The 22,393-nt window shown below is 35.8% G+C and carries 21 protein-coding genes; 9 read left to right on the top strand and 12 right to left on the bottom strand.

Going from position 1 to position 22,393, the window contains the following annotated elements; genetic code table 11:
• The first annotated feature begins 77 nt into the window (after positions 1-77).
• Both RZ74_RS05425 and RZ74_RS05420 read left to right on the top strand, forming a co-directional pair.
• Entirely contained in the window at positions 78-704 is a 627-nt protein-coding gene (locus tag RZ74_RS05425) for an LVIS_2131 family protein (protein ID WP_237756934.1), read from the top strand.
• A gap of 130 nt (positions 705-834) precedes the next feature.
• A complete protein-coding gene (locus RZ74_RS05420; protein WP_053950393.1) occupies positions 835-2,202 on the top strand; it encodes an MFS transporter in 1,368 nt (455 codons plus the stop codon).
• A gap of 37 nt (positions 2,203-2,239) precedes the next feature.
• Here the strand turns inward: RZ74_RS05420 and RZ74_RS05415 are convergent, their stop codons facing one another.
• Complete coding sequence (locus RZ74_RS05415) at positions 2,240-3,649, bottom strand: APC family permease (RefSeq protein ID WP_237756933.1); 1,410 nt, start codon at positions 3,647-3,649, stop codon at positions 2,240-2,242.
• A 98-nt stretch (positions 3,650-3,747) separates the two neighbouring features.
• Here RZ74_RS05415 and RZ74_RS05410 point away from each other — a divergent pair, with 98 nt between their 5' ends.
• Complete coding sequence (locus RZ74_RS05410; protein WP_053950391.1) at positions 3,748-4,617, top strand: LysR family transcriptional regulator; 870 nt, start codon at positions 3,748-3,750, stop codon at positions 4,615-4,617.
• A 46-nt stretch (positions 4,618-4,663) separates the two neighbouring features.
• On the opposite strand, the gene RZ74_RS05405 is transcribed toward RZ74_RS05410, so the two are convergent.
• Positions 4,664-6,520: an FAD/NAD(P)-binding protein gene (locus RZ74_RS05405; protein ID WP_053950390.1), complete on the bottom strand. Its 1,857-nt coding sequence runs from the start codon at positions 6,518-6,520 to the stop codon at positions 4,664-4,666.
• Between the two features lie 122 nt (positions 6,521-6,642).
• Between RZ74_RS05405 and RZ74_RS05400 the strand changes: the two genes are divergently transcribed.
• Complete coding sequence (locus RZ74_RS05400; RefSeq protein WP_053950389.1) at positions 6,643-6,966, top strand: hypothetical protein; 324 nt, start codon at positions 6,643-6,645, stop codon at positions 6,964-6,966.
• Between the two features lie 32 nt (positions 6,967-6,998).
• Here RZ74_RS05400 and RZ74_RS05395 read toward each other — a convergent pair whose 3' ends face one another.
• Positions 6,999-7,511 (bottom strand): YbhB/YbcL family Raf kinase inhibitor-like protein, encoded by a 513-nt coding sequence (locus RZ74_RS05395; RefSeq protein ID WP_053950388.1) that lies wholly within the window; start codon positions 7,509-7,511, stop codon positions 6,999-7,001.
• A gap of 12 nt (positions 7,512-7,523) precedes the next feature.
• Positions 7,524-7,976: a hypothetical protein gene (locus tag RZ74_RS05390; protein ID WP_053950387.1), complete on the bottom strand. Its 453-nt coding sequence runs from the start codon at positions 7,974-7,976 to the stop codon at positions 7,524-7,526.
• A gap of 133 nt (positions 7,977-8,109) precedes the next feature.
• On the opposite strand from RZ74_RS05390, the gene RZ74_RS05385 reads away from it, so the two are divergent.
• From RZ74_RS05385 to RZ74_RS05370, 4 genes are all read left to right on the top strand, one after another.
• Positions 8,110-8,973: an NAD(P)-dependent oxidoreductase gene (locus RZ74_RS05385; RefSeq protein ID WP_053950386.1), complete on the top strand. Its 864-nt coding sequence runs from the start codon at positions 8,110-8,112 to the stop codon at positions 8,971-8,973.
• Positions 8,974-9,156: 183 nt separating this feature from the next.
• Positions 9,157-9,621 carry a hypothetical protein gene (locus RZ74_RS05380; protein ID WP_053950385.1) on the top strand — a complete coding sequence of 155 codons (465 nt, stop codon included), beginning with the start codon at positions 9,157-9,159 and terminating at the stop codon, positions 9,619-9,621.
• Between the two features lie 93 nt (positions 9,622-9,714).
• Complete coding sequence (locus RZ74_RS05375; protein WP_053950384.1) at positions 9,715-10,434, top strand: hypothetical protein; 720 nt, start codon at positions 9,715-9,717, stop codon at positions 10,432-10,434.
• A gap of 16 nt (positions 10,435-10,450) precedes the next feature.
• Positions 10,451-11,077 carry a zinc metalloprotease gene (locus tag RZ74_RS05370; RefSeq protein WP_053950383.1) on the top strand — a complete coding sequence of 209 codons (627 nt, stop codon included), beginning with the start codon at positions 10,451-10,453 and terminating at the stop codon, positions 11,075-11,077.
• Positions 11,078-11,119: 42 nt separating this feature from the next.
• Here RZ74_RS05370 and RZ74_RS05365 read toward each other — a convergent pair whose 3' ends face one another.
• The 5 genes from RZ74_RS05365 to RZ74_RS05345 all read right to left on the bottom strand — a co-directional run bounded on the left by RZ74_RS05365 (position 11,120) and on the right by RZ74_RS05345 (position 16,317).
• Positions 11,120-11,890 (bottom strand): ABC transporter ATP-binding protein, encoded by a 771-nt coding sequence (locus tag RZ74_RS05365; protein ID WP_053950382.1) that lies wholly within the window; start codon positions 11,888-11,890, stop codon positions 11,120-11,122.
• Positions 11,883-12,779, bottom strand: coding sequence for an ABC transporter permease (locus tag RZ74_RS05360; protein ID WP_053950381.1), 897 nt, complete (start codon positions 12,777-12,779; stop codon positions 11,883-11,885). Before RZ74_RS05360 ends, RZ74_RS05365 begins: the two co-directional genes overlap by 8 nt.
• Positions 12,776-13,771 (bottom strand): tryptophan ABC transporter substrate-binding protein, encoded by a 996-nt coding sequence (gene trpX, locus RZ74_RS05355; RefSeq protein WP_053950380.1) that lies wholly within the window; start codon positions 13,769-13,771, stop codon positions 12,776-12,778. The genes RZ74_RS05360 and trpX overlap by 4 nt, the downstream gene beginning before the upstream one ends.
• A gap of 364 nt (positions 13,772-14,135) precedes the next feature.
• Positions 14,136-15,776, bottom strand: coding sequence for an APC family permease (locus tag RZ74_RS05350; protein WP_053950379.1), 1,641 nt, complete (start codon positions 15,774-15,776; stop codon positions 14,136-14,138).
• 166 nt (positions 15,777-15,942) lie between these two features.
• Positions 15,943-16,317: a VOC family protein gene (locus tag RZ74_RS05345; protein WP_053950378.1), complete on the bottom strand. Its 375-nt coding sequence runs from the start codon at positions 16,315-16,317 to the stop codon at positions 15,943-15,945.
• A gap of 191 nt (positions 16,318-16,508) precedes the next feature.
• On the opposite strand from RZ74_RS05345, the gene RZ74_RS05340 reads away from it, so the two are divergent.
• Positions 16,509-18,062, top strand: a complete 1,554-nt coding sequence (locus RZ74_RS05340) for an ABC-F family ATP-binding cassette domain-containing protein (RefSeq protein WP_053950668.1) — start codon at positions 16,509-16,511, stop codon at positions 18,060-18,062.
• A gap of 40 nt (positions 18,063-18,102) precedes the next feature.
• Here RZ74_RS05340 and RZ74_RS05335 read toward each other — a convergent pair whose 3' ends face one another.
• From RZ74_RS05335 to RZ74_RS05325, 3 genes are all read right to left on the bottom strand, one after another.
• Entirely contained in the window at positions 18,103-18,912 is an 810-nt protein-coding gene (locus RZ74_RS05335; RefSeq protein WP_053950377.1) for a hypothetical protein, read from the bottom strand.
• A gap of 106 nt (positions 18,913-19,018) precedes the next feature.
• Positions 19,019-19,930, bottom strand: a complete 912-nt coding sequence (locus RZ74_RS05330; protein WP_053950376.1) for a proline iminopeptidase-family hydrolase — start codon at positions 19,928-19,930, stop codon at positions 19,019-19,021.
• Positions 19,931-19,966: 36 nt separating this feature from the next.
• Positions 19,967-22,384 (bottom strand): Xaa-Pro dipeptidyl-peptidase, encoded by a 2,418-nt coding sequence (locus RZ74_RS05325; protein ID WP_053950375.1) that lies wholly within the window; start codon positions 22,382-22,384, stop codon positions 19,967-19,969.
• Positions 22,385-22,393 lie beyond the last annotated feature (9 nt).

The raw sequence follows: 22,393 nt of genomic DNA, 5'->3' as shown, positions 1-22,393 counted from the left end.
CTATAAGAATTTGGTAGATGTGTTACAATAGTGTATGATAGATAATATATTGGATTACTATAAAAAGGAGTAGATTTATGAAATCGGCCTGGAATATAGTTGGCCTCCTTCTTTGGATTATATTACTAGCATATGCTATTTTTATTATTTATAACATCGCGGTTCGAAGAAGTAGGTTAATCATAAATGGGCACTACGACTTTTCACTTAGCCATCTTGTTAAGACCACGATCCAGATTGTGATCTTGTTCATTGGGGTGGGATTTATGTCATTTGAATCTTTCCATACAAATGTTAGTGCTGACGGGGAAAATGTTAACATTAAGCGCGATTATCAACCACTAATATTAGATACTAATGGGAATAGTTCATACTATGTGAAAGTCAAAAGTGAAAGCAATCCATCATTGAATCAGTCTTATTCATATTTGGTTAACGGACGCCGACTTTCAGTCTCTAGTTCACAATCTAGTGTGTTAGTAGGGACTAACAATGAGATTAATGTGCAAAAGTCAGCTGTTAGATGGAATGATCGTCAAGCTAATAAGTTAGATCAAAGATACCAAAAAGCGTGGGTTGCTAAGGTAACCGCAACGTATAAAGACAATTTATTGAACGGCATTGGGATGCGTGCAGGTAGACAATATACTAGCTACACATTAATTAGAATTCCAGATAGTTCATTTATATATAACGATAATTAAAGTGCTGAATAGTTCAGCACTTTTTTATTTTGTAAGTCGTTTCGTTTGCGAGGAATTTTTAAAATCTATATAATTTTACTTCGTATCTTAATACCAAATTTTATAGGAGACGAAATATAATGTTTATATAATGAAAGAAAGAATTTCGAGAAGTGTATTATTATCAATTATCGCAGTTGGCGTGATGACTTTTAGTGGGGTAATCGTTGAAACATCAATGAATATTACCTTTCCTACGTTAATTAGCGAGTTCCATATTGGACTGAATGTGGTTCAATGGATTACTACAATTTATCTATTAGTTTTATCCGGTGTGATTCCGTTATCTAAGTTCTTAAAAGAGAACTTCAAGACTACGCACTTGTTTATCTTTTCCGGGTTAATGTTTTTGATTGGTTTGTTAATCGATGCATTTGCCCCCAGCTTTACCTTTTTAATTATTGGTAGACTAGTGCAAGGGATTGGAACGGGGATATCATTACCATTAATGTTTAACTTGATTTTAGATAACGTCCCACTTAGTCGACTCGGCTTTATGATGGGATTTGGATCATTGATTACAGCTGCTGCTTCTGCAGTAGGACCCACATTTGGTGGAATTATTGTGCATACACTTGGCTGGCGTTATATTTTTATCTTTTTAATTCCAGTACTAATATTGGCAATGATTTTAGGGATGGTAACCATTCCTAAATTAAGCCAACCAGAGTTGAAACCTAGTCGCTTTGACTTTGCTAGTTTCGCATTTATAGTATTTACTTTTGCCGGTTTAATTATCGGAATTAGTAATATTAGTACCAATCAACTCTTAAACGTGAATGTCTGGTTACCATTATTAATTGGGATTATCGCCTTAATATCATTTATGTCTAGACAAAATAAATTGGCTAATCCAATTTTAAATGTATCGATTTTGAAAAATCACTCATACAGTCGTTTTTTATTAGCATTTTTTATCAACCAATTAATCATTTTAGGGTTAGCATTTGTAGTACCAAACTACGTGCAAATTATTAACCATAGTGACTCCAGCGTCGCTGGATTAATTTTATTACCTGGTGCTGTATTAGGTGCAATTATTTCACCTCTATCCGGTATTTTATTGGATAAAGTCGGCGCAAAGAAACCGATTTTATCTGGATCAGGTTTAATCTTGATATCATTAATTGCGTTAACAATGAATTCAGCACATGTGAGTGACTTATTCTTTATCATCACATACACACTGATTATGATTGGAATTGGCTTGTCATATGGAAACATCATGACTAAAGCATTAAGCTATTTACAAAATGAACGAAAAGCAGATGGAAACGCGATTTTAACAACGGTTCAACAATTCGCAGGAGCAATTGGGACTGTGATTGTGGCGACGATTATTACTAAAGTTAATCTAGTTAATATTCATCAACCGGTTGTTGGCTTTGCGGTCGCAATATTCTTTTTAGCAGTTATCACTGCGATTCAATTTATCGTTATTTTATTTAATAAAGACTAGCAAAAAAGCCTTCACTATTTACAGTGAAGACTTTTTATTATTTTTGATTTTGTAGTTTGGAATGGTGAACACCATAAGCAAAGTAGAAGATAAATCCAATCAAAATCCAAATCGCTACGAAAATCTTAGTGATATCTGGAAGCATGACAATAAAGAAGATGCTGAATATTCCGGCAATCACAGGTAGGAATGGGTACCATGGCATTTTAAAACCGTCATTTTGGATGTCTTTACGATGACGTAGTTTGATAACACCAAATGAGATAAATGCGAAGGCAATCAATGTACCGGCATTAATAAGTGAAGCTAGTTCAGATAGGGGAACTAAACCAGCGAAAACAGCTTGAACGATTGTAGCGATAATAATCGCATTTCTTGGAACAGAGTGCTTTTCACTAACACGACCGATAAATTTAGGAAGTAATCCATCACGACCCAATGCATAAACTAGTCTTGATCCACCGATGAACATGGTTACCATAGCGGTAAAGATACCGAATAAAGCACCGATAGTAATTAGTTTGTTAAATGCAGTTAAGTGAATAATTTGTAGGGCATAAGCAGCGGGGTCATCAACGTTTAGTTCTTTGTAGTTAACGATTCCAGTCAATACAAATGAGAATGCTACGTATAGCACTACAGCGAAGATAACAGTTCCTAAAATTCCCTTAATCACGTTTTTACCGGGGTTAATAGTTTCAGCTGAGTTAGATGCTAGTGCATCAAATCCGATGAAAGCAAAGAATACAGTAGCAGCTGCAGTAAAGATACCACCCATACCAAATGGAGTTGAGTGGAATTGTGAAGGGTAGAATGGAACATAATTGCTAGTTTTAACGTAGAATGCGCCAATAACAATAAATGCGATAATAATAACAACCTTAACAATTACTGCGAAGTTTTCAACTTTCTTTGACATTTCGGTTCCTTTTAGAAGGACTCCTGCGATAATTAACACAATGATAACGGCAGTGATATTAATCACTCCACCTTCCATGGGGCTGGCTTGGAAGGCCTTTGGAATATTAATCCCAAAAGCGGCTAAAATATTATTGTTAAAGTAAGCAGCAAAACCAGTTGCTTCAGCTGAAACCGCTAAGAAGTATTCTAGAATCAATGCCCAACCTAAAATCCAACCAATAATTTCACCATAGACAACTGAACCAAATGAATATGCTGATCCAGCGATTGGCATCGCTGATGAAAATTCAGCGTAGGCCATTCCAACTAAACCAGAAACAATGGCAGCCATCAAGAAGGCAATTGCGACAGCTGGACCGGCATGGCTGGCAGCTTCATGACCAGGAAGAATAAAAATCCCAGTTCCGATTACAGCACCGATACCCAATGCAACTAAGTCTTTTGCGTTTAATGACTTTGCTAATCGTGAGTCAGCCTCTAAATAATTGCTAACCGATTCTTTCTTAAAAATTTGCATAAGTATCATCACCTTTTCTTGTTTATAAGTTGCTAACACTATATAATGAAAAGCAACATAAGTAAAATTAATATTTAAAATGTTTGCATTAGAAAAGGTGATATTAAATGAACCGCTTTTTGGTTTTAGAAGCAGTGCTGCAAAATAAAAGCTTTACCAAAGCTGCAGAACAACTAGGTTACACCCAGTCATCAGTAAGTCAGATGATGGCTAGTTTAGAAAAAGAATTCAATATGCATATCTTAAAAAGATCACGTTCGGGAGTTGAATTAACCCCTGATGGGGAAAAACTATACCCATTTATTCGTCAAACTTTAAAACAATATCGTTCATTATTAGATACAGCTGAATCAATTAATGGGCTGCAATCCGGTACAATTAGAATCGGTGCGATTACCAGTGTTAGTTGTTATTGGTTACCACAATTATTCAAAGAATTTAAAACCAAGTTCCCTAAAATTAACTTCATTTTAAATCAAGGTGATTATGGAACCATTCTAGAATGGCTTAAAAATGATCAAATTGATTTTGCCATCATGACTGCTGAATTTGGAACTGGTTTTAATAAGACATTAATACATAAGACCAGCATGAATGCATTCTTACCTGAAAATCATCCACTAGCTCAATTGGATCAAATTCCGATTGAAAAACTAGCGGATGATCCATTCATATTAGTTGAAGGTGGTGGCTACAGTGAACCACTTGAAGCCTTTAAGCAAGCTGGATTAACTCCAGATGTCAGATATATCATTCAAGATGATTATACAATCATGGCAATGGTTGAAGCCGGTCTTGGCATTAGTATTCTTTCTGAATTAGTGTTTGAAAGAACCGATTTTAAGGTTGTCAGCAAACCAATAGTCCCAGATGTAACTAGACCGGTCGCAATTGTGTATAAAAATAAAGAAGAATTGCCAATTGCGAGTCAATATTTTGTTGACTTTATCGTTGAGCATAAAGAAGAGCTATATTAAAAAACGCCCCAATGGGGGCGTTTTTATTTTGTAGTATTATCGTTTTTTACATATAAATAGTGGGGTTATCCACTTTGATATCAAAAATTTCTTTAGCAATCTTATCAGCTGCAGCGTAAATTGAATCATTTACACCCGGACGAGGAATCGCTGAAGTCACAAAGTAAACTCCTTCAGTATTTAATCCCCATGTGTATAAGTTATTTTGACCAACTACACGATCAGTAGCTAAGTCGATATCAACCGAAGAGTTAGCCACGACTTTGCCATCTGATAAAGTAATTTGTTCAGCAGACACAATTCCGCTATCCAACATACTAGTTAATGCCGGATTAGCTGAAACGTTAGTAACAGGAGCATTTGTTCTGGCTTCAATTAAAGCATCGGCTTGAATAATTTCTTCACCATAGAAAGCAGAACGAGTAATGAACTTATGGTTAGCACCAATTACCTGCATTTGAGGGCCAATAATGTTCACAACACCAGAGTTCATTAGCGCAATAATTTCTTGACTACGCACAGCGGGAGCGCCTTGTGATAGGAACTTCATGTTGGCAGAGAATTGACCTTGGTACTTGTTAGCAAAGTCATCGTTAGTAAATAGGTGGTTAGATAAAATGTAACGGATATTGTCTCTTAAATCCCTTAGCATTTCAATCGCCCCAGTAATTGGTGCAGTCTTAGAACCTAATAGAGCATCATCAACAATTAGTTGTAACCATTTTTTAACGTGACCTTGGTAATCATCTAGTGTTGAGATTTTAATGCCAGCGACTGGGTTTAAAATTAAGTCCCAGTTAAAGATTTCATCATCAGCTAGATGATAGCTAGCAATTAAAGCATCGTGATCATCTGCATCAATAAAAGTTTGTTGGAATTCTTCCACATTAATTTCGGGATGTTTTAAAGCGAATAAGAAAGAATAGTATCTGTATTCAATATCCAAACGAAGTAGTTTGTGGAAATCTTCAAAACTAATGTGGCCGTTATGCACATGTTTATCCACATTGTCGTTAGTTAAAAAGACAGCTGAATAATTTTCGTTAAATGCCTTTTGACTAATCGCTTTAGGATAATAAGGGACACCACGGCGTGAACCGGCATAAATGGTTGGTTCCTTGCCACTTGGATGATAAGTTAAGGTATTATCCCCATTATCAGTGAAAGTTCCACCACGGCCTTCAGTTAAACGTGATACAAAATCATTAAAGCTAAGGCCCATTCCACGAATAATGACGTTATGGTCAGCTTGAATATGACTTAAGTCAGCTTCGTCGGCTTCACCAGGTAAAATGTAAGTTAAGTCGTAATCCTTGGAATACTTCAATAGTGATTCTTGATCCTTAGTTAATTTATTTTCTTGTTGGCCTAAACTAAATACTAAACGGTCAACATTGTATTGTTGTTGGTTGGCAAAGACTGAGTATGTATCATCATCATTTGCTTTGACTTCATCCACATTTTGATTGAAGTGTAGTTCTAAATTAATATGGTCATTTTGATTAATTTGATCTTCTAAAAGAGAGAAGAACCATTGACAATATGCACCACAGATTGCACGAGGAACGTATGAACGGTCGTTTATTTTTTTGAGTGCGTCTAGTAGTTCATCGCGGTTATCAACGTCTAATTGTTTGATGAATTTAATTGATTCATCTGATTGACACCATTCTGAAATGGAGTAAGCATTGGCTTGATTATCATTGAAAAGTGATAATTCATTTGCCGGGGTATTCATGATTAGACTGATGGGTTGATTAACTTTCCACACACTGCCACCTTGAATGTAGCGGTCGAATAAGTGAATTGTAATATCTTCTTGATGATCAGCATCATGATTTAAAATAAGGTTATTTAACATTAATAGGCCACGAGGGCCAGCACCTATAATTCCAATTTGCATGTCGAACACTCCTTTATAATAAGATAATAACATGATTGAAAAACTGATTTGGGTTTGACGCATAAAATTATCAAAATTTTTTACGGATATGATAAAATTAATGCATAAGGATGGTGTTAATAATGAGTGAATTAATTCCTGAAAACATGGACGAAGTAAAATTAAAAATGGCACGTATGCTAATTGACGGTCATCAAGTAACTGAAGAAGAAGTAATCTATCAAGCGGTTGCTGATTTATTCCAAGATTACCTAGAAGAAGCAGAAGAAGGCCACTATGACACTTCTCATTTAAATGGTGATACTTTTACTGTCACTGGGATTAGCGGTAGTCAAATCGCAGAATTTAAATCGACAAAAGAAAATTTTGTCGAAGACTTTCGTCATGATGCATTAGAGCTTTGTTTCAGATTAGAAGATGAAGCCCAACGAATCGCAAGGCTATAAAAAAAGGAACCGATTAATATCGGTTCCTTTTTTTAGTTGTTTTCAACAGGTAAGTCGATTTTGACTTTTTCAATAATATGACCAGCCATATTATGAATTAGTTCGTTGTACCAAAAGCCATCATTGAAATTTAATTTGGTGTCTAATGCATAGACAGTTAAGGTGTAGTCATGAACACCACTAGGTGGTTTGGGTCCCATGTAATGTTGACTGATAGGTTGGTCTTTCATGTCATAGATGTGACCAGCGGAACTGTTGTAACCTTGTGTCCAATTTAATGGGTTGTTACGACTAGAGTCTTCTGGGACGTCAACATCGTGGCCGTCTAAACCAGCGACTAACCAGTGAATCCATTCAAAACCACATACTGGAATTGAATCTAAATCAGTTAATGCAAAGGCAATTTCTTTGGTGCCTGCAGGGACATCTTTGATTGAAAATGGGAATGATACCACTGGAAAATCATGTTCCATATATTCAACAGCAGCGTGCCTAGTATATTTATCTGGAAGACGATTATTATCTAAGTTAACTTCAATCTTCATAGTACAAACCTCCTATTTAATAAATTTCAAAATATAATAACCTTGTGAATCAGCTGACACGGTATAGTTGGTATAACCAGCTTTTAACCATTGGTCTTGAGTTGCCTTAGCATAGTTTTGAGCATCAGCAACTGAACTGAAAATATGGGTACGATCAAACATCGTTTTCTTGCCAGATTTCTTAGTTGGCATGGCATATTGATTTCTATCATTTTGATTCTGTGAATCGGTTTGAGATTGTTTATTTTTAACTTGTGAACTCATCTCGGTTGACTGGTTTGAGTGGCTATTAGAAGTAAAGTAGGTGATGGTTTTAACACCAGCTAGAATTAATCCAGCCACTACGACGATAAAAATTATGATCGGCCAAATGCGGTTATTGTTTTGGCGACTTTTATTAGCATTTGTAACAGTATCATCAAACGTGTATTTACGGATTCTACTGTCGTTATCACCATTATTCATACAAATAATCCTCCATTCGGAAAAATAGTATTACTTATCTATTATAACAAAAATTGCCTGCGATAGGAATTAAGCAGAAAGTTTGCGAGAAAGTGATAATAGTTATAGGCTATAAGAAAAGGAGGAATCAACTATGAAAATTGGTTTTATTGGAACCGGAGTAATGGGTTCTTCAATGATTCAAAACTTATTGAAAGCTAACCACGAGGTGAACGTATTTAACCGTACTAAGGCACATGCACAAACGGTTTTAGATGATGGAGCTAAATGGTATGATACACCAGAAGAAGTGGCTAAAAATTCATCAGTGGTGATTACTATTGCTGGTTTTCCAGATGACGTTAAAGAAATTTACTTTGGCGACCACGGATTATTTGCTGGATCTGATGATCAGACCATTTTAATTGATTCGACGACAAGTACTCCTAAACTAGATGAAGAAATTTATGCAGAAGGACAAAAACGCGGGATTCAAACATTAGATGCACCAGTTTCTGGTGGGGATGTTGGCGCTAAGAACGGTACGCTTACCATTATGGTCGGTGGTGATGAAGCTACCTTTAATCAAGTCAAACCAGTCTTAGAAGTGATGGGAAGCCAAGTGAAATTATTTGGTGGTCCCGGAAAAGGCCAACATACTAAGATGGCGAACCAAATCATGATTGCTGGGACGATGACCGGGATGGTTGAAATGTTCGAATATGGTAAAGCCGCCGGACTGGACTTAGCTTCGATGATGGATACTGTTTCTAGCGGAAGTGCTGATAACTGGAGTCTCGACAACTATGGACCTAGAGTATTAGCGGGTGATTTTAAACCTGGTTTTTCAGCTAAGCACTTCTTAAAGGATCTACGCATTGCTCTTCAAGGAGCGGAAGAAATGCAAATTGATTTGCCTGCTACTAAGCTAGCAAAAGAACTCTACGAAAAGATGGTTGATGAATACCATTTAGGCGATGATGGAACACAAGGACTAGTGAAAATTTATAAGAAGTAAATAAAAAAGATTGTGATTTGAATGAAAAAATCACAATCTTTTTTTGATTTCAGAGCTAAATATTAATTTTCTTTTAATTTATAAGAATATATATATATATATATAAGTTAGTGGTAATATCTAATTAAGATATAGAAAGTATATCTGCAATTATTTTATTTTATTCAAAGGAGATCTTGTATTATGAAGATTAATAAAGGAATTTTAACAGGGATGACAGCTTTATCCCTATTCGCAACATCAGCTGCCGCTGCTACAAGCGCGGTTACTCCAGTAATCTCAAATGCGGCTGCTAAGAAAACAGAAGTAAAGAGATCTGTTAAATATGTTTTCTTAGAAAAGGTAGTAAGTAAGGGTCATGCAACTAAATACTTTAAAATTGTCGCAAAAAGCCCTAAGATGACTAATGATAAACTACAACTTGGGTGGGGCGTTTCTATTGCTTCTCAAAAGGGATATTCTGTCAAAAACAAAAGACTTGACTTTGGAACAATGCCAAACGGTCGTGTTGTTGCCTCATTTGCCTCATACGCAACATTTACAAACATTAAACACAAGGCTATTAAGGATTCTCAATTTGTAGGCGATGGAGCTGTTCGTATTTCAAAAGCTGAATTTAACAAAATTGTTAAACAACAAAAACTTTAAAATCAAAACGGCATAAAGTTGATAATAAACAAGTCTCGCAATTTATGCGAGACTTGTTTTACATAAAGTAAAAACGGAGGAATCTGAATATTGATGAAGAATAGTAATTTAGAAATTATCCGACAAATTAGAGACAAAAAAGTTGATAATCAAAACGGCGAAAAATTAAGCTTAAGCCGAGTATCTTCTTGGTTTCTATATCAATCAGAAGGATACGCACTTAATGACCCCAAGAGAATAGATGATTATTTTAATCGAAAAAAGAAAATCCAAAGAGATGAATTATTATTTCCTACTAAATATCAAAATGATGATGATCTCGCTAAGGTGATTACTACAGATGTGATTGTATATGGTCTAAATCCTTCATCTAGAGGGATTAATCAGAACTATTCTGATTGGGCTAATTTTCACGATAACGACGGTAAGACTAGGGACAGGGCATTTCTTTTTGAAAGATATAATAACGACTGTTTAAATGGATGTTATATGTCAGATCTTTTTAAAGGTTTTTCTGAAGACTCGAGTAAGATTACTGTTAAGCAATTTATGGACGGATTAGAACAATCCAAAACATCTAAATATAAGACTAAAGAATATTTGCAAGTCTTAAACTTTGAAATTAATTTAATTAAGCCTAAAAAAATTGTTTTATTCGGAAATAAAGTTCAAGATTGTTTTGAACGATTATGTGAACAAAATAAAATTGAATTTCCGAATGAAGATATATGTATTATTAATCGGGCTCACCCTAGTGGAACTAGTTGTACATTCAAAGAAAGAGCGGATTCGAACGAGATTTGCAAAAAATAATAGGAGATGCAGTGACATGAAAATGAATAAATTAATTTTAGCGGGGATGGCAGGAACCTTATTATTATTTACTGGGGTTAGTTACCAATCAGTGATTAATGGCACTAATGTGACTGCTAATGCGGCTAAGAAGACTCACAAAAAAGCTAAGAAAACTGTAAAGAAACATGCGAAAAAGGCAGTAAAAAGTAATGTTCCAAGTTCATATAATGGTCAAAAGTTCCACTACGACTATGATTTTAAGCAAAGCAAACGAACAATTAAGTACTATATTGCCCCAAGTGAAAAAAAGAATGAAGCTACTATTGATTTGGCGACTAGCAAGTTTAACGATACTGGTGTAATTAAGTTTATTAAAGTTAATAACAAGAAACACGCAGATATTACATTTAAACTTTCAAGTAAAATACCTATGGACTCATCAGTTGCCCACAACAATTTCTTAACTACGTGGCTTGATTTGGGTCAAAGTTCAAGCGACACCGGTTTCTTAAATGTAGTTATGTTGGGATTAGGGTCTGCAGTTGGCTTAGATAATAACAATATTGATAATTCAGTTATGAGCGAGGACATAAGTATTACCACTTTATCGCCATATGATGTTGCTTCATTACAATATTTATACAGAAATACTAAATGGTAAAAATTAAAAAACACCTTTGATTAATTCAAAGGTGTTTTTTGTTTATTGAATTTCATTGAAGAAAGTCATTAGTTGTTCTTTTGTTAACTTGGCTTTTTCTTCTCCAGAGATGTCATATGAGATTTTACCTTGGTGTAATACCAATAGGCGGTTTCCATATTTTAAGGCATCTTCTAGGTGATGAGTAATCATTAGACAAGTTAGTTTTTGTTCTTTGATGGTTTCATCGGTGATGTCCATTAACTTTTGAGAAGTTTTAGGATCCAATGCAGCGGTATGTTCATCTAATAATAAGATGCCAGGACGATTGATGGTAGCCATTAAGAAACTCAATGCTTGGCGTTGACCACCAGATAAGCTACCAGTGGCGGTGTTTAAACGATGATTTAGGTTATTATTCATTTTAGCAGTAATTTCCGCAAAGTGTTTCATTTGGGTCTTCAAACGACGAGGAATAAGGTGATGATGACCACCACGTTTTTCAGCTAGTAATAAGTTTTCGGCAACGGTCATACGAGGGGCAGTCCCTAATTTAGGGTCTTGGAAGACGCGACTTAGAAATGAAGTGCGTTTTACGACTGACATATTAGTGATGTCTTTATCCTTGTAGATAACTTGGCCGGAAGTAGGGCGAAGGTTACCACCAATGGTATTAAATAAAGTTGACTTACCAGCACCGTTAGAACCTAAAATGGTAATGAAGTCACCTTCATGAATGTCTAAATTGACGTGATCTAAAATGTTTAATTCTTCAGGAGTATCAGGGTTAACAGTTTTAACCACATCTTTTAATTGAAAGATTGTCTTAGTCATTTTTTAGCCCCCTTTTTAAAACATGTTTTAGATGGAAGCGTGATTCGAAAGCAGGTACTCCCATGAAAATAGCTAATAAGATTGATGAAATTAAGTTCAAGTCGTTGGCGTTAAAGCCTAGTTGAAGCACTAGTAGTAATACTAAACGGTACAAAATACTACCCACAATGACAGCGACTAGACGTTGATTCATAGTTAAATCACCGAAGATAACTTCACCGATAATGATAGAAGCTAGGGCAACAACGATAATTCCAATTCCCATATTAACGTCAGAGTAACCGTTGTTTTGAGCAACTAGGGCACCACCTAGGGCGATTAATCCGTTAGAAACACTGACACCCATGATTTTCATGTTATCGGTGTTAATTCCTAGTGATTCAGCCATGTTTTCGTTATCCCCAGTGGCGATGAAAGCTTGTCCTAAATCAGTTTGTAGGAAGTAGATTAAAATGACAGTCACAACTGTAATAACAATTAGTCCTAACACAACACCATCAAAGTAGGCAGGAAGTGATTTTAGGAATTTACCACTTAATAAAGTAGGTAGGTTTAATAATGATAAGTTTGGTTTACCCATGATACGAAGATCAATTGAGTAAGAAGCAGTCATTACTAGAATTCCGGCTAATAGAACAGGAATCTTAGCTTTAGTGTAAAGTAATCCGGTTACTAGACCAGCAAGACAACCAACCACAAAGGCTAGTAGTGTTGCCAAGAGTGGATTGATACCATGAGCGATGGCAGTTACCGCAGTGGCAGCTCCCATTGGGAAAGTTCCTTCAACAGTCATATCAGGGAAATCAAGAATTCTAAATGTTAGATATAGTCCAATTCCAATGACAGCCCATAATAGGCCTTGTCCGATTGCAGATATAATTAAACTCATTTGTAGATCACTCCATTTCTTTTGGCTTCTTTGATTAGTGAATCAGGAATTTTAATACCCAAGCGTTTAGCCTGTGCTAGGTTGATTGCTAAGTCACCGTGAGCTAATTTTTCGATTGGCATAGTTGCTGGGTTAGCACCCTTTAGAACTTTAGCAGCCATCTTACCAGTTTGAACACCTAGTTTGTATTGGTTTAAACCAATTGTAGCTAGCGCACCTTGTTTAACAACAGTTGATGCAGTAGGGAAGACAGGCACGTTCTTTGTGTTAGCAACGTTAACTAATGTTTGGATTGCTGATGCAACAGTGTTGTCATTTGGTACATATACCGCGTCAACATTTTGCACCATTTGAGTTGCTACTTGGTTCAAGTCGTTAGTGTTAGAGATTGAGTAACCTTTAACGTTAATATGTTCTTTTTTACATAATGCAACGAATTGATGGTATTGAGAAGTTGCTGAATCATCACTTGATGTGTAGATTACCCCTAAAGTATGTAGGTTAGGCATAATTTTTTTGATTAGTTCTAGTTCTTCTTTCATTGGTGGGAAATCGGACACACCAGTAACCAATCCACCAGGGTGTTCGTTTGATTTAACCAATCCAGCTGATTTAGGGTCTGTAATGGCACCTAATATTAATGGAGTGTTCTTAACAGTGTTTGCTAAGACTTGTGCTGACGGTGTGGTAATTCCGATTGATAAATCAACATTTTCAGTCGCAAACTTAGAACTCATTGTCTTTAGGTTGCCTTGATCACCTTCAGCGTTTTGGAAATCAATGTTGATGTTCTTACCTGGTGTGTAACCAGATTGTTTTAGACCAGCAATGATTCCAGCATGAATCGCGTCTAGGGCAGGGTGTTCTGTTAATTGTAGAATTCCAACAGTAGGAATATGATTAGTGCTAATTTTATGTGGTTGTTTTTCTTGGTAAAAACCAAATCCTAATAGTACAACTAGGATACAAATGACTGTATATAGTCTCTTCATAATAGATTCTCCTTTTTGGTTAAGATGGTTATTAATGCAATAAAAAAACGGATAACCCAAAACACAACAGGTTATCCGATACATTTTTGGCCTGTGGTGTCTGAATCATATCCGCACAGGCTTATTATTTCGTGAGAAAGAAGCCGGTACAGATGCGCTTAATGATTGCATCATATAAGTCGCATCTGTGATAGGGCATGCGACTTATAGGCACCAGCTTTGCCAACGAGAACTTAAACTTGATGATAACATATTCTTCATTGGTTTCTTTCTCCTTTCAATTAAGTTAAGTTTATTTTAAGTTTATCAAATTTAATTGTCAAGAAATAAAATAAAAAAGAACACCAAATGGTGTTCTTTTGCTTTATTTGTCTTCTTTATTTTCGTTAGTTGGTTCATCTTCATATGCATCCAAGTTGATTTGGTCATTGACCATTTTTGCATTGTGAAGATCAGTACTTACCATTGAACTGGAGATTCCCCATCTGTAGAAGATTAGAGAAACAATGATGATAACAACGAAGTCTAAAGGATATGGAATCCAGTTTTGACCACCAAATGGGGTAGAACCTACGTATGACATCACTGAGATAAAGATTAGGTAACCAATCATCCAGAAACTTCCGGCAAATTGGTTCTTAGTCTTGCTCCAGTTAGTTTTCCATTCGAAGTAGAAGTAGAATGGTAGACCCAATAGAATTACGATAATAACCTTTACAGTTGTAGGCCACATTGCCCAGTAAGCAGCTAAACTAGCTAATACAAAAGCAAATGGTGCCATAAATTGTAGCATTCTCATACGGATTGGACGCTTAAAGTTAGGTGCCATCTTTCTCAATGATGTTACAGTAACAGGACCTGTTAAGTAAGCAATCAAAGTAGAAGTAGAGATAACACTAGCGAGTGTACCCCAACTTCTAAATAAAGCAACTAATAGCACACTGATAATCATGTTAACGACCATCGCAATTCGAGGGATACCCCAACGAGAATTAATTTTACCTAAGAATTTAGGCATATGTTCATTTTCAACCATCGCAGCAAGAGTACGACTTGTTTGAGCAACGAATGATACCCCAGTACCGAATGGTGAAATGAATGCATCAAAGTATAGCAATACAGCTAACCAGTGTAGACCTAACATAATCGCTAAGTCGGCAAATGGAGATTCAAAGTTAATTCCATGCCAACCAACTTTGGCTAGCACTGATGGTTCAACGGCACTAATAAATGTGAATTGTAGTGCAACGTAGATAACGATACTGATTGCAAGTGAGATTGTAATACCTAATGCGATGTTTCGCTTAGGGTTCTTGATTTCTTTTCCCATGTTAATAACTACTTGGAATGCATTGTATGAGAAGATGATCCCGGATGCAGTAGTTGCTGAGAAAATAGCGGCACTACCATAAGGCATGAAACCTTGTGAAGTGAAGTTTCCACTGTGGAAACCTGACAAGATTAACATAATGATAGTAAGTAGCGGAATTCCTAGTTTGAAAATTGAAATAAAACTAGTGAATCTAGCTAGTAAATTAACAGACCAATAATTTAATAGCGTGAAGACTAATATGAAAAGAAAAACGACAAATAAACCTAGATTAGAAATTTCTCCATTAATTAGGAATCCGTGAGTCCAGTGAGCCCATTTCCAAGGCCATGAACCCATGTATTGAGTAGCAGCAACGGCTTCAATTGGGATCAAAGTAACTAATGAAACCCAGTTTGACCAGGCAGCAATAAATCCTAATAATGACCCGTGGGTGTATTGAGCATACTTACTCATTCCACCACTTTCGGGGAACATTGAACCTAATTCGATGTAGTTAAAGGCGATTGAAGCAATAACAATGGCACCGATAACCCATGAGATAATGGCAGCTGGTCCAGCAACACGAGAAGCCTCCCATGAACCAAACAACCAACCAGAACCAATAATGGAACTAAGTCCTAACATTACAATTTGAAATAAACCTACTTTTCTTGATTTCTTATTTTTTTTCATAAAACTCCTTTCATGGTCTTTGAGTATACTAACAAAAAACACTTTGCATGTAAAATGTTTAAAGACCTGTCATGGCAAAGCTTTTGGTGCTTATCGGGCATAATAATAGCGTTTGTTAGCACTTAAAATTTATTAAAAAAAGTGTGATATTGTTGATAATTTTTGATTAATATTCGCAAATTTCAATCACATTGTTTTCTGGATCATTTATGAAAATTGAGTTCATCATACCGTTAGCGCCCTTAATTTTTTTCGGACCGTCAATGATTTTGACCCCATAATTGGCAAGATGTGAGCTTAAATCATTTAATGAATCCTTCACAATGATGCAGAATTTAGCTGAACCCGCAGTAAGATTTTCCGGGACGTTATCATCGCTATCATTTTGAAGGAAGATTAGTTTTTGTTTTCCTAATTGAAATTCTAACTTAGTGTCAGTCATTTCAATGATAGGTAAATCTAAAACTTCATGGTAAAAACGCATGCAAAGTTTTAAATCAGCGGCAAAGATGGTTATATTATCAATATCTTTTACCTTCATTATGATCATTCCTTTGTTTTTATTTATCTAATTAATTATACCATTGTCGAAATAAAATATTGTTTAAATATCTCTAAAGACGCCGAAAAATTGACGTTGATGGCAAAAATATGTTAATTTTATAATTATATATAAGTACGGTAGAAAGAGGAGAATATGAATTGGCCTTATTAGATGTAAAAGATATAAGCATGGGCTTTGCTGATAAGATGCTATACGATGAAGCAAGTTTCACTTTGAATAAGGGTGAACACATGGGAATCGTTGGCCAAAATGGAGTGGGTAAATCAACTCTAATTAAGATTATCACTGGAGTGGAATTACCAATTTCCGGTTCAGTTAAATGGCAAAACAACGTCAGCGTTGGATATTTGGATCAATACGCTGATATTCCAGAAGGAATGACATTGATTGATTTCTTACATACTGCTTACCAAGATTTATATGATAAATCTAAGCACATGCAAGAACTATATGAACAATACGCAGAAAACTTTGATGATAAGTTATTAACGCAAGCTGGACGGATTCAAGAAGAATTAGAAGCTAATAACTTCTATGACATTGAAACTGAAATTGAACGAGTAATCACTGGTTTAGGTTTAGATGATGTCAAAAGAGATCAACAAATCACTAACATGTCTGGTGGGCAACGTTCAAAGATTATCCTTGCGAAATTGATCTTGGAAAATCCAGATGTAATTCTTTTGGATGAACCTACTAACTACCTTGATGTGGCACACATTGCGTGGCTAGAAGATTACATCAATGGCTTCGAAGGTGCAGTCATGGTAATTTCCCATGATTATGATTTCTTGGAAAATGTTACGAACTGTATCGTCAACATCGCATTCGGTAAGATTACCAAGTATCGTGGTGACTTTAAGTCAGCTATGAGACAACGTGCTGAACGTGAAATGGTTCAACAAAGAGAATACGATAAGCAACAAGTAGAAATTGAAAAAGCCAAAGCGTTTATTCGTAAGAATAAGGCAGGTTCAAAATCTACCATGGCTAAATCAAGAGAAAAGATGTTATCACATATGGAATTGGTTGATCCACCTTCGACTAATATTCATGCATCATTTAATTTCCCATACGAAGATACTGGTTCACAAAATGCATTGGTGGTTGATGAACTATCAGTTGGTTATGATAAACCATTATTAAAACCAGTTAGTTTTTCAGTGAATACTGATGAAAAGGTTGGTTTCCAAGGATTTAATGGGGTGGGTAAATCTACTCTAATCAAGTCGATTTTAGGTTTATTAAAACCAAAGGGTGGAAAAGCAACATTCTCACCATCAGCTAAAGTCAGCTACTTCAGTCAAGATTTAGTTTGGAGCAACAATAATGAAACACCAATGCAAATTATCCAAAATAAGTTCCCTAAATTGGAACAAAAAGAAATTAGAACTAAGTTAGCTAAGTGTGGCTTAGACGCTGCTAACGCTTCTAAGCCAATTGGCGAACTATCTGGGGGAGAACAAACAAAAGTTAAGTTAGCGATGCTAGAATTTACACCATCTAATTTCTTAATCATGGACGAACCTACCAACCATTTGGATGATGAAACCAAAGAATCATTAAAGCATGCAATTAATAACTTCCCAGGAAACGCAATTATCGTCTCCCATGAAACTAGTTTCTATAATGGACTAGTCGATAAGGTCTTAGATGTTGAAAAACTTAGTCTAAGAGATGCCGATGAGATTGCCAAAGCCCAAGGTCAAGTTAATAACTAAAACAAAAAAGACTAGTTGGTTATCAACTAGTCTTTTTTTACTATATAAAGTTACCTGGTTCGTCAGCATAATCTTCTAAGAAGTTTTTGGCATCACCATAGGTTGCGAATTGACTGACGATGGAGATGTCAGGGCGATGCGAACGGTCGCTGCGGTGGGTTACTTGTTTAACTAAAAAGTATTCTTTGATTTCGTCTAATGGCTTTTCTTCGTTATTACGGACATATAGTTGTAGGTAAATGTGTTGATCTGAAAAGACCAGTTCACGTTTCGCTAACTTAATGTAATTCTTAGAATTAAGTTGTGATTGACGGGGATGTTTTTCCGCCAATGCATTGTCGTTTTGACAGAAGTAAACCGCAAACCAATAAACGTTTAATAAGAATAATGATAAGGCGAAACAATTTCTAAATAATGTTGGCCAAAACACTGATTGTGTACTTAGCGCTTTGGCATCCATAATGAATTTGAAGTCGATTAAACTTTCTAGGTTCGTAGCTAATAAACAAACTGTGAATACTATAATCCATACATATTTGTATAGTTTAATTAACTGCCTGAAAAAATTGCGGTGTAAATTATCTAAATAGCGATGATGCATCGATGCTTCAGATACTAAGAATAAGATAATAACAGTAATTAAACAAATTAGTGGGATTTTATAACTAGTAATTAAGTAGAAAACACTTAATAAGAAGTTGTTCATAGCAGGGGTTAGAAATGATGGGACACGATACCCAAATACTTCAAGGACAACAAGGATAATTGCGCCTTCTCTGAATAGATTGATGAATCGTTCCACGCTATTACTGTTGGTTCGATTCATGACGATATTATAAACATTTTGCATAGTATTTGAACTCCTTTATTCAATACCTTATTTATACCACGAAAAACTTAAAAAGATATAAAAAAAAGACCCATTGGGTCTTTTTTAATAGATTCTTAAACAATCATTATTTGTTAAAAGTATCGCTTTCAACTTCACGAATGAAAGTTGCTAGGTGATCGTAGTAAACTGGCGCGTTATCAATCATGTGGTGATGACCAGCGTTTGGAGTTGAAACGAATTGGGCGTTTGGAATCATTTCAGCCATACGTTTACCAGTTTCAACAGGCATTGATTCATGTTCACCGAAAGTAACTAGGGTAGGGACATGGTTTTCTGATAAATGATCAGTGTTGTGCCATTCACCTAACTTACCAGTGATAACAAATTCATTGTCACCTTGGAATTCATTGTAGATGTCAGTGTTTGAAACGCTGATTAAATGTTCTAGTTTTGAAGGTTGCTTCCTATCAATGTATCCCTTGTTTAGTTGGTCAACATCGTTTTGGTAACGTTCGTTATCGTAATCGTTGTTAGCTTCACATTCCTTCATGAATGCTAATTCTTCAGGTGAGAATTCTTTTTCACGAATTTCATCTAAATGCTTAGTGTAGTCATCAATTTCATCAACCATTGAAGAAATGATGGCACCCTTTAGATGGTCACCATATTTTTGGGCGTATAGTTGAACTAATACACCACCCCATGATTGACCAATTAAGTAGAAGTCGTCTAAGCCAAGCTTTTGACGAACTTCTTCAACTTCGTCTACGTAGTAGTCGTAAGTTAGGATTTTTTTAGCAACTTCAGGATCTGAGAAGTCAGGAGTATCTGAGTACCATGAACCTAATTGGTCATAGTATGATACGGCAACGTCTAGTCCTTGTTTCTTTAATTGATCTGCAGCATCTTCCCAGTATTCGTGGTTTCCACCAGGGCCACCATGTAATGCTAGTAGGTTGATCTTACCTTCTCCAGAAGTGTGAGTCCATAAATGGTATCCGTTATCTAAAGTAATAATTTTTGTTTGTTGCTTCATCTCAATACCTCATTTCATTTTAATCATATTCTAATATTAATCTTTATTGACTGGTAGTTCAATAGTAGAATTTTCCAAATTAATGGTGTATTGAACATCTTGATTACCACGAATACTCTTATCAAAGTCTGTTGCATAGATGATTACAGCTAGTTGATGATCAGCTTTGACACGATATACATTTGGTTGTAAATCAAATTCGATGTCATAGAAATGACCAGCTTCCAATTCTGATACTTGGTAAGCATTATTTCTATTTTGCATATTGATATGACCTTCGGCTACTTTCTTGAATGGTGACTTTGCTTTTTCAAATTTAAATTCACGAAGGTAATCTTCACGCCATAGGTATCCTAAACTAATTCGTTTGTTATCAACTGGAAGTGGGTTAGCACTTAGACGATAGTCTTCACCTAGATCAACTAATTGGGCACTTAACATTCCAAAGTTTTGAGAAGAAGCGGCGTTGATTTTAATACGTGCGCTTCCGTTTAAGGTGATATCGTTGTCTAGTTTGTCTAACTTGAAGATAACACGATTATCAGTCATTGTAGATTGACTATCACCTAGCACTAAGTCATGTTGCCATTGTTTAGCATTGTGACAGTACTTGTTAAAGTCATCGTCGGATAGATTATCTTTGAATGATACTTGGTTATTTTCAACTCTAGTACCGTCTTCAGGAGTACCTAAGCTAACTGATTCAACGTTTTCACGACCGTCAAAATCGTCTACTTCATACCAGCTTTGTTCTGAAGCGTTATCTTGAACTAAGATATTTGGAATTAAGTTGTCGGCATCATTTTCGACTTCTAATAATTTGTTGGTAAACCACAAGTTCACCATTTCAGAGAAATCAATTGATTGGAAAGCATTGATGTAGATGTGTTGGCCTTGGTGTAAAATCATTTTTTTGCTGATCTTAAGTGGGGCTACTGCTTTCCAAATATTAGCAACGTTGATTGGTTTAACGTTTTCGTCATTTAGTCCATGGACGAAGAACATATCAGCCTTAATCTTCTTGGCATCATTTAAGTAATTACGAGCGTCCCAAAAGGCATTGTAATCACCAGTTTCACGGTCTTGTCCTTCAGTAATAGCTTTTAGTTGCTTATCCCAAACTTCCTTATTCTTGATGGCTTCTGCCGCTGATTTTTGACGACTGTAAGTTTCAACAGCTAAGACGTCAGCATCTTCACCTTGGAAACCACCGGGAGCCATCACTAGACCATTTTCACGGTAGTAGTCGTACCAATTAGAAATTGCCGCTTCAACTAGGCAGGCTTTTAGGCCTTCGACACCAGAGGTGGCTGCAGCAATTTGAAGGGTACCTAGGTATGATCTTCCAGACATGGCAACGTTACCGTTTGACCAGTAAGCTTCAATTTGGTTGTTATCGAATTTATTAGTAAAAGCAACGCGATTACCAGCTAACCATTCGATCACAGCAGTAGCTGAAATAGTTTCGCTAGCATCACCAGTAGTTCTAACACCATCAGATTCGTAAGTGCCGACACCTGCAGAGTAGACGATTGCAAAACCACGAGCTAGTAAGTAATCATTTAAAGTGTATGATTGTTCACGGCTAAAAGTTTGTTCAGCTTTTCTAGTTTTACCTTCGACTTCACGAGGTGCTGGTAAATCAACGCTTTCTTTCGTACTTAATTCAGAAAGAGAAGTTTGGTTAGGAGTCTTATGTTTTAATCCATAATTAACGTTATGAGTTAATTTTTCACCGTCAGCATCATTAGTTCCTTGGTTGTAAGGACTAGCAGTTAAGATGGCTGGTACTTTTTGTTTATTACTTTCTTTTGGACGGATAATTTCGGCTTTTAGTAAGTCTAGTTTGCCGTCATGATCAGTGTCTAGCGGTGCTTCAACATAGACCACTTCACGAATTAAGTTACTAGTATCGTAAACAGGCATGGATTTACCATTGAAAATTAATGGATTATCAAATGAATTGTAGTTTTGCGCGAAGTAACCTTCGTTAGCTAAATCATCAATCAAAGTAATACCATGCTTAGTTCTAGTATTTAATAGTAGGTACCAAGCACAAGTAACGTCGTATAGGTTCATCGGATCGTTAACGTCAGCGATTGGTAGGTTTAAAGTTTTCATCTTAGTAATTGAGTTATCAATTAAAAAGTCTTCGCCAACTTCAAAGTGAAGTAATTGAAGGGCAATATTATAGAAAGCAATTTTTGATAGTGGTGCGTTTTTATCTAAATATGTTAGAGCATCTTCTTCAAAACTAGCCATCATTTGAGAAATCTTTTGGCCTCTAATAGCGATGCTTTGTGAATCTAGAAAAGCAGTCATTAAGAAGTGCTTTAATAAAGCGGATGGATTGTCGATCTTGTCAGTTTCTTCGTCTAAGAAATGAATAGAACGTAATTCTTTTTGTGCAATTTTTAAATTGTATTTGGCAATTGCATATTGGTGATTTTTCATAATCATCCT

The organism is Apilactobacillus apinorum (assembly GCF_001281175.1).
Lineage (GTDB): Bacteria > Bacillota > Bacilli > Lactobacillales > Lactobacillaceae > Apilactobacillus > Apilactobacillus apinorum.
The sequence above is the reverse complement of the archived record's forward strand: the minus strand, read 5'-3'. Positions and strand labels throughout refer to the sequence as shown.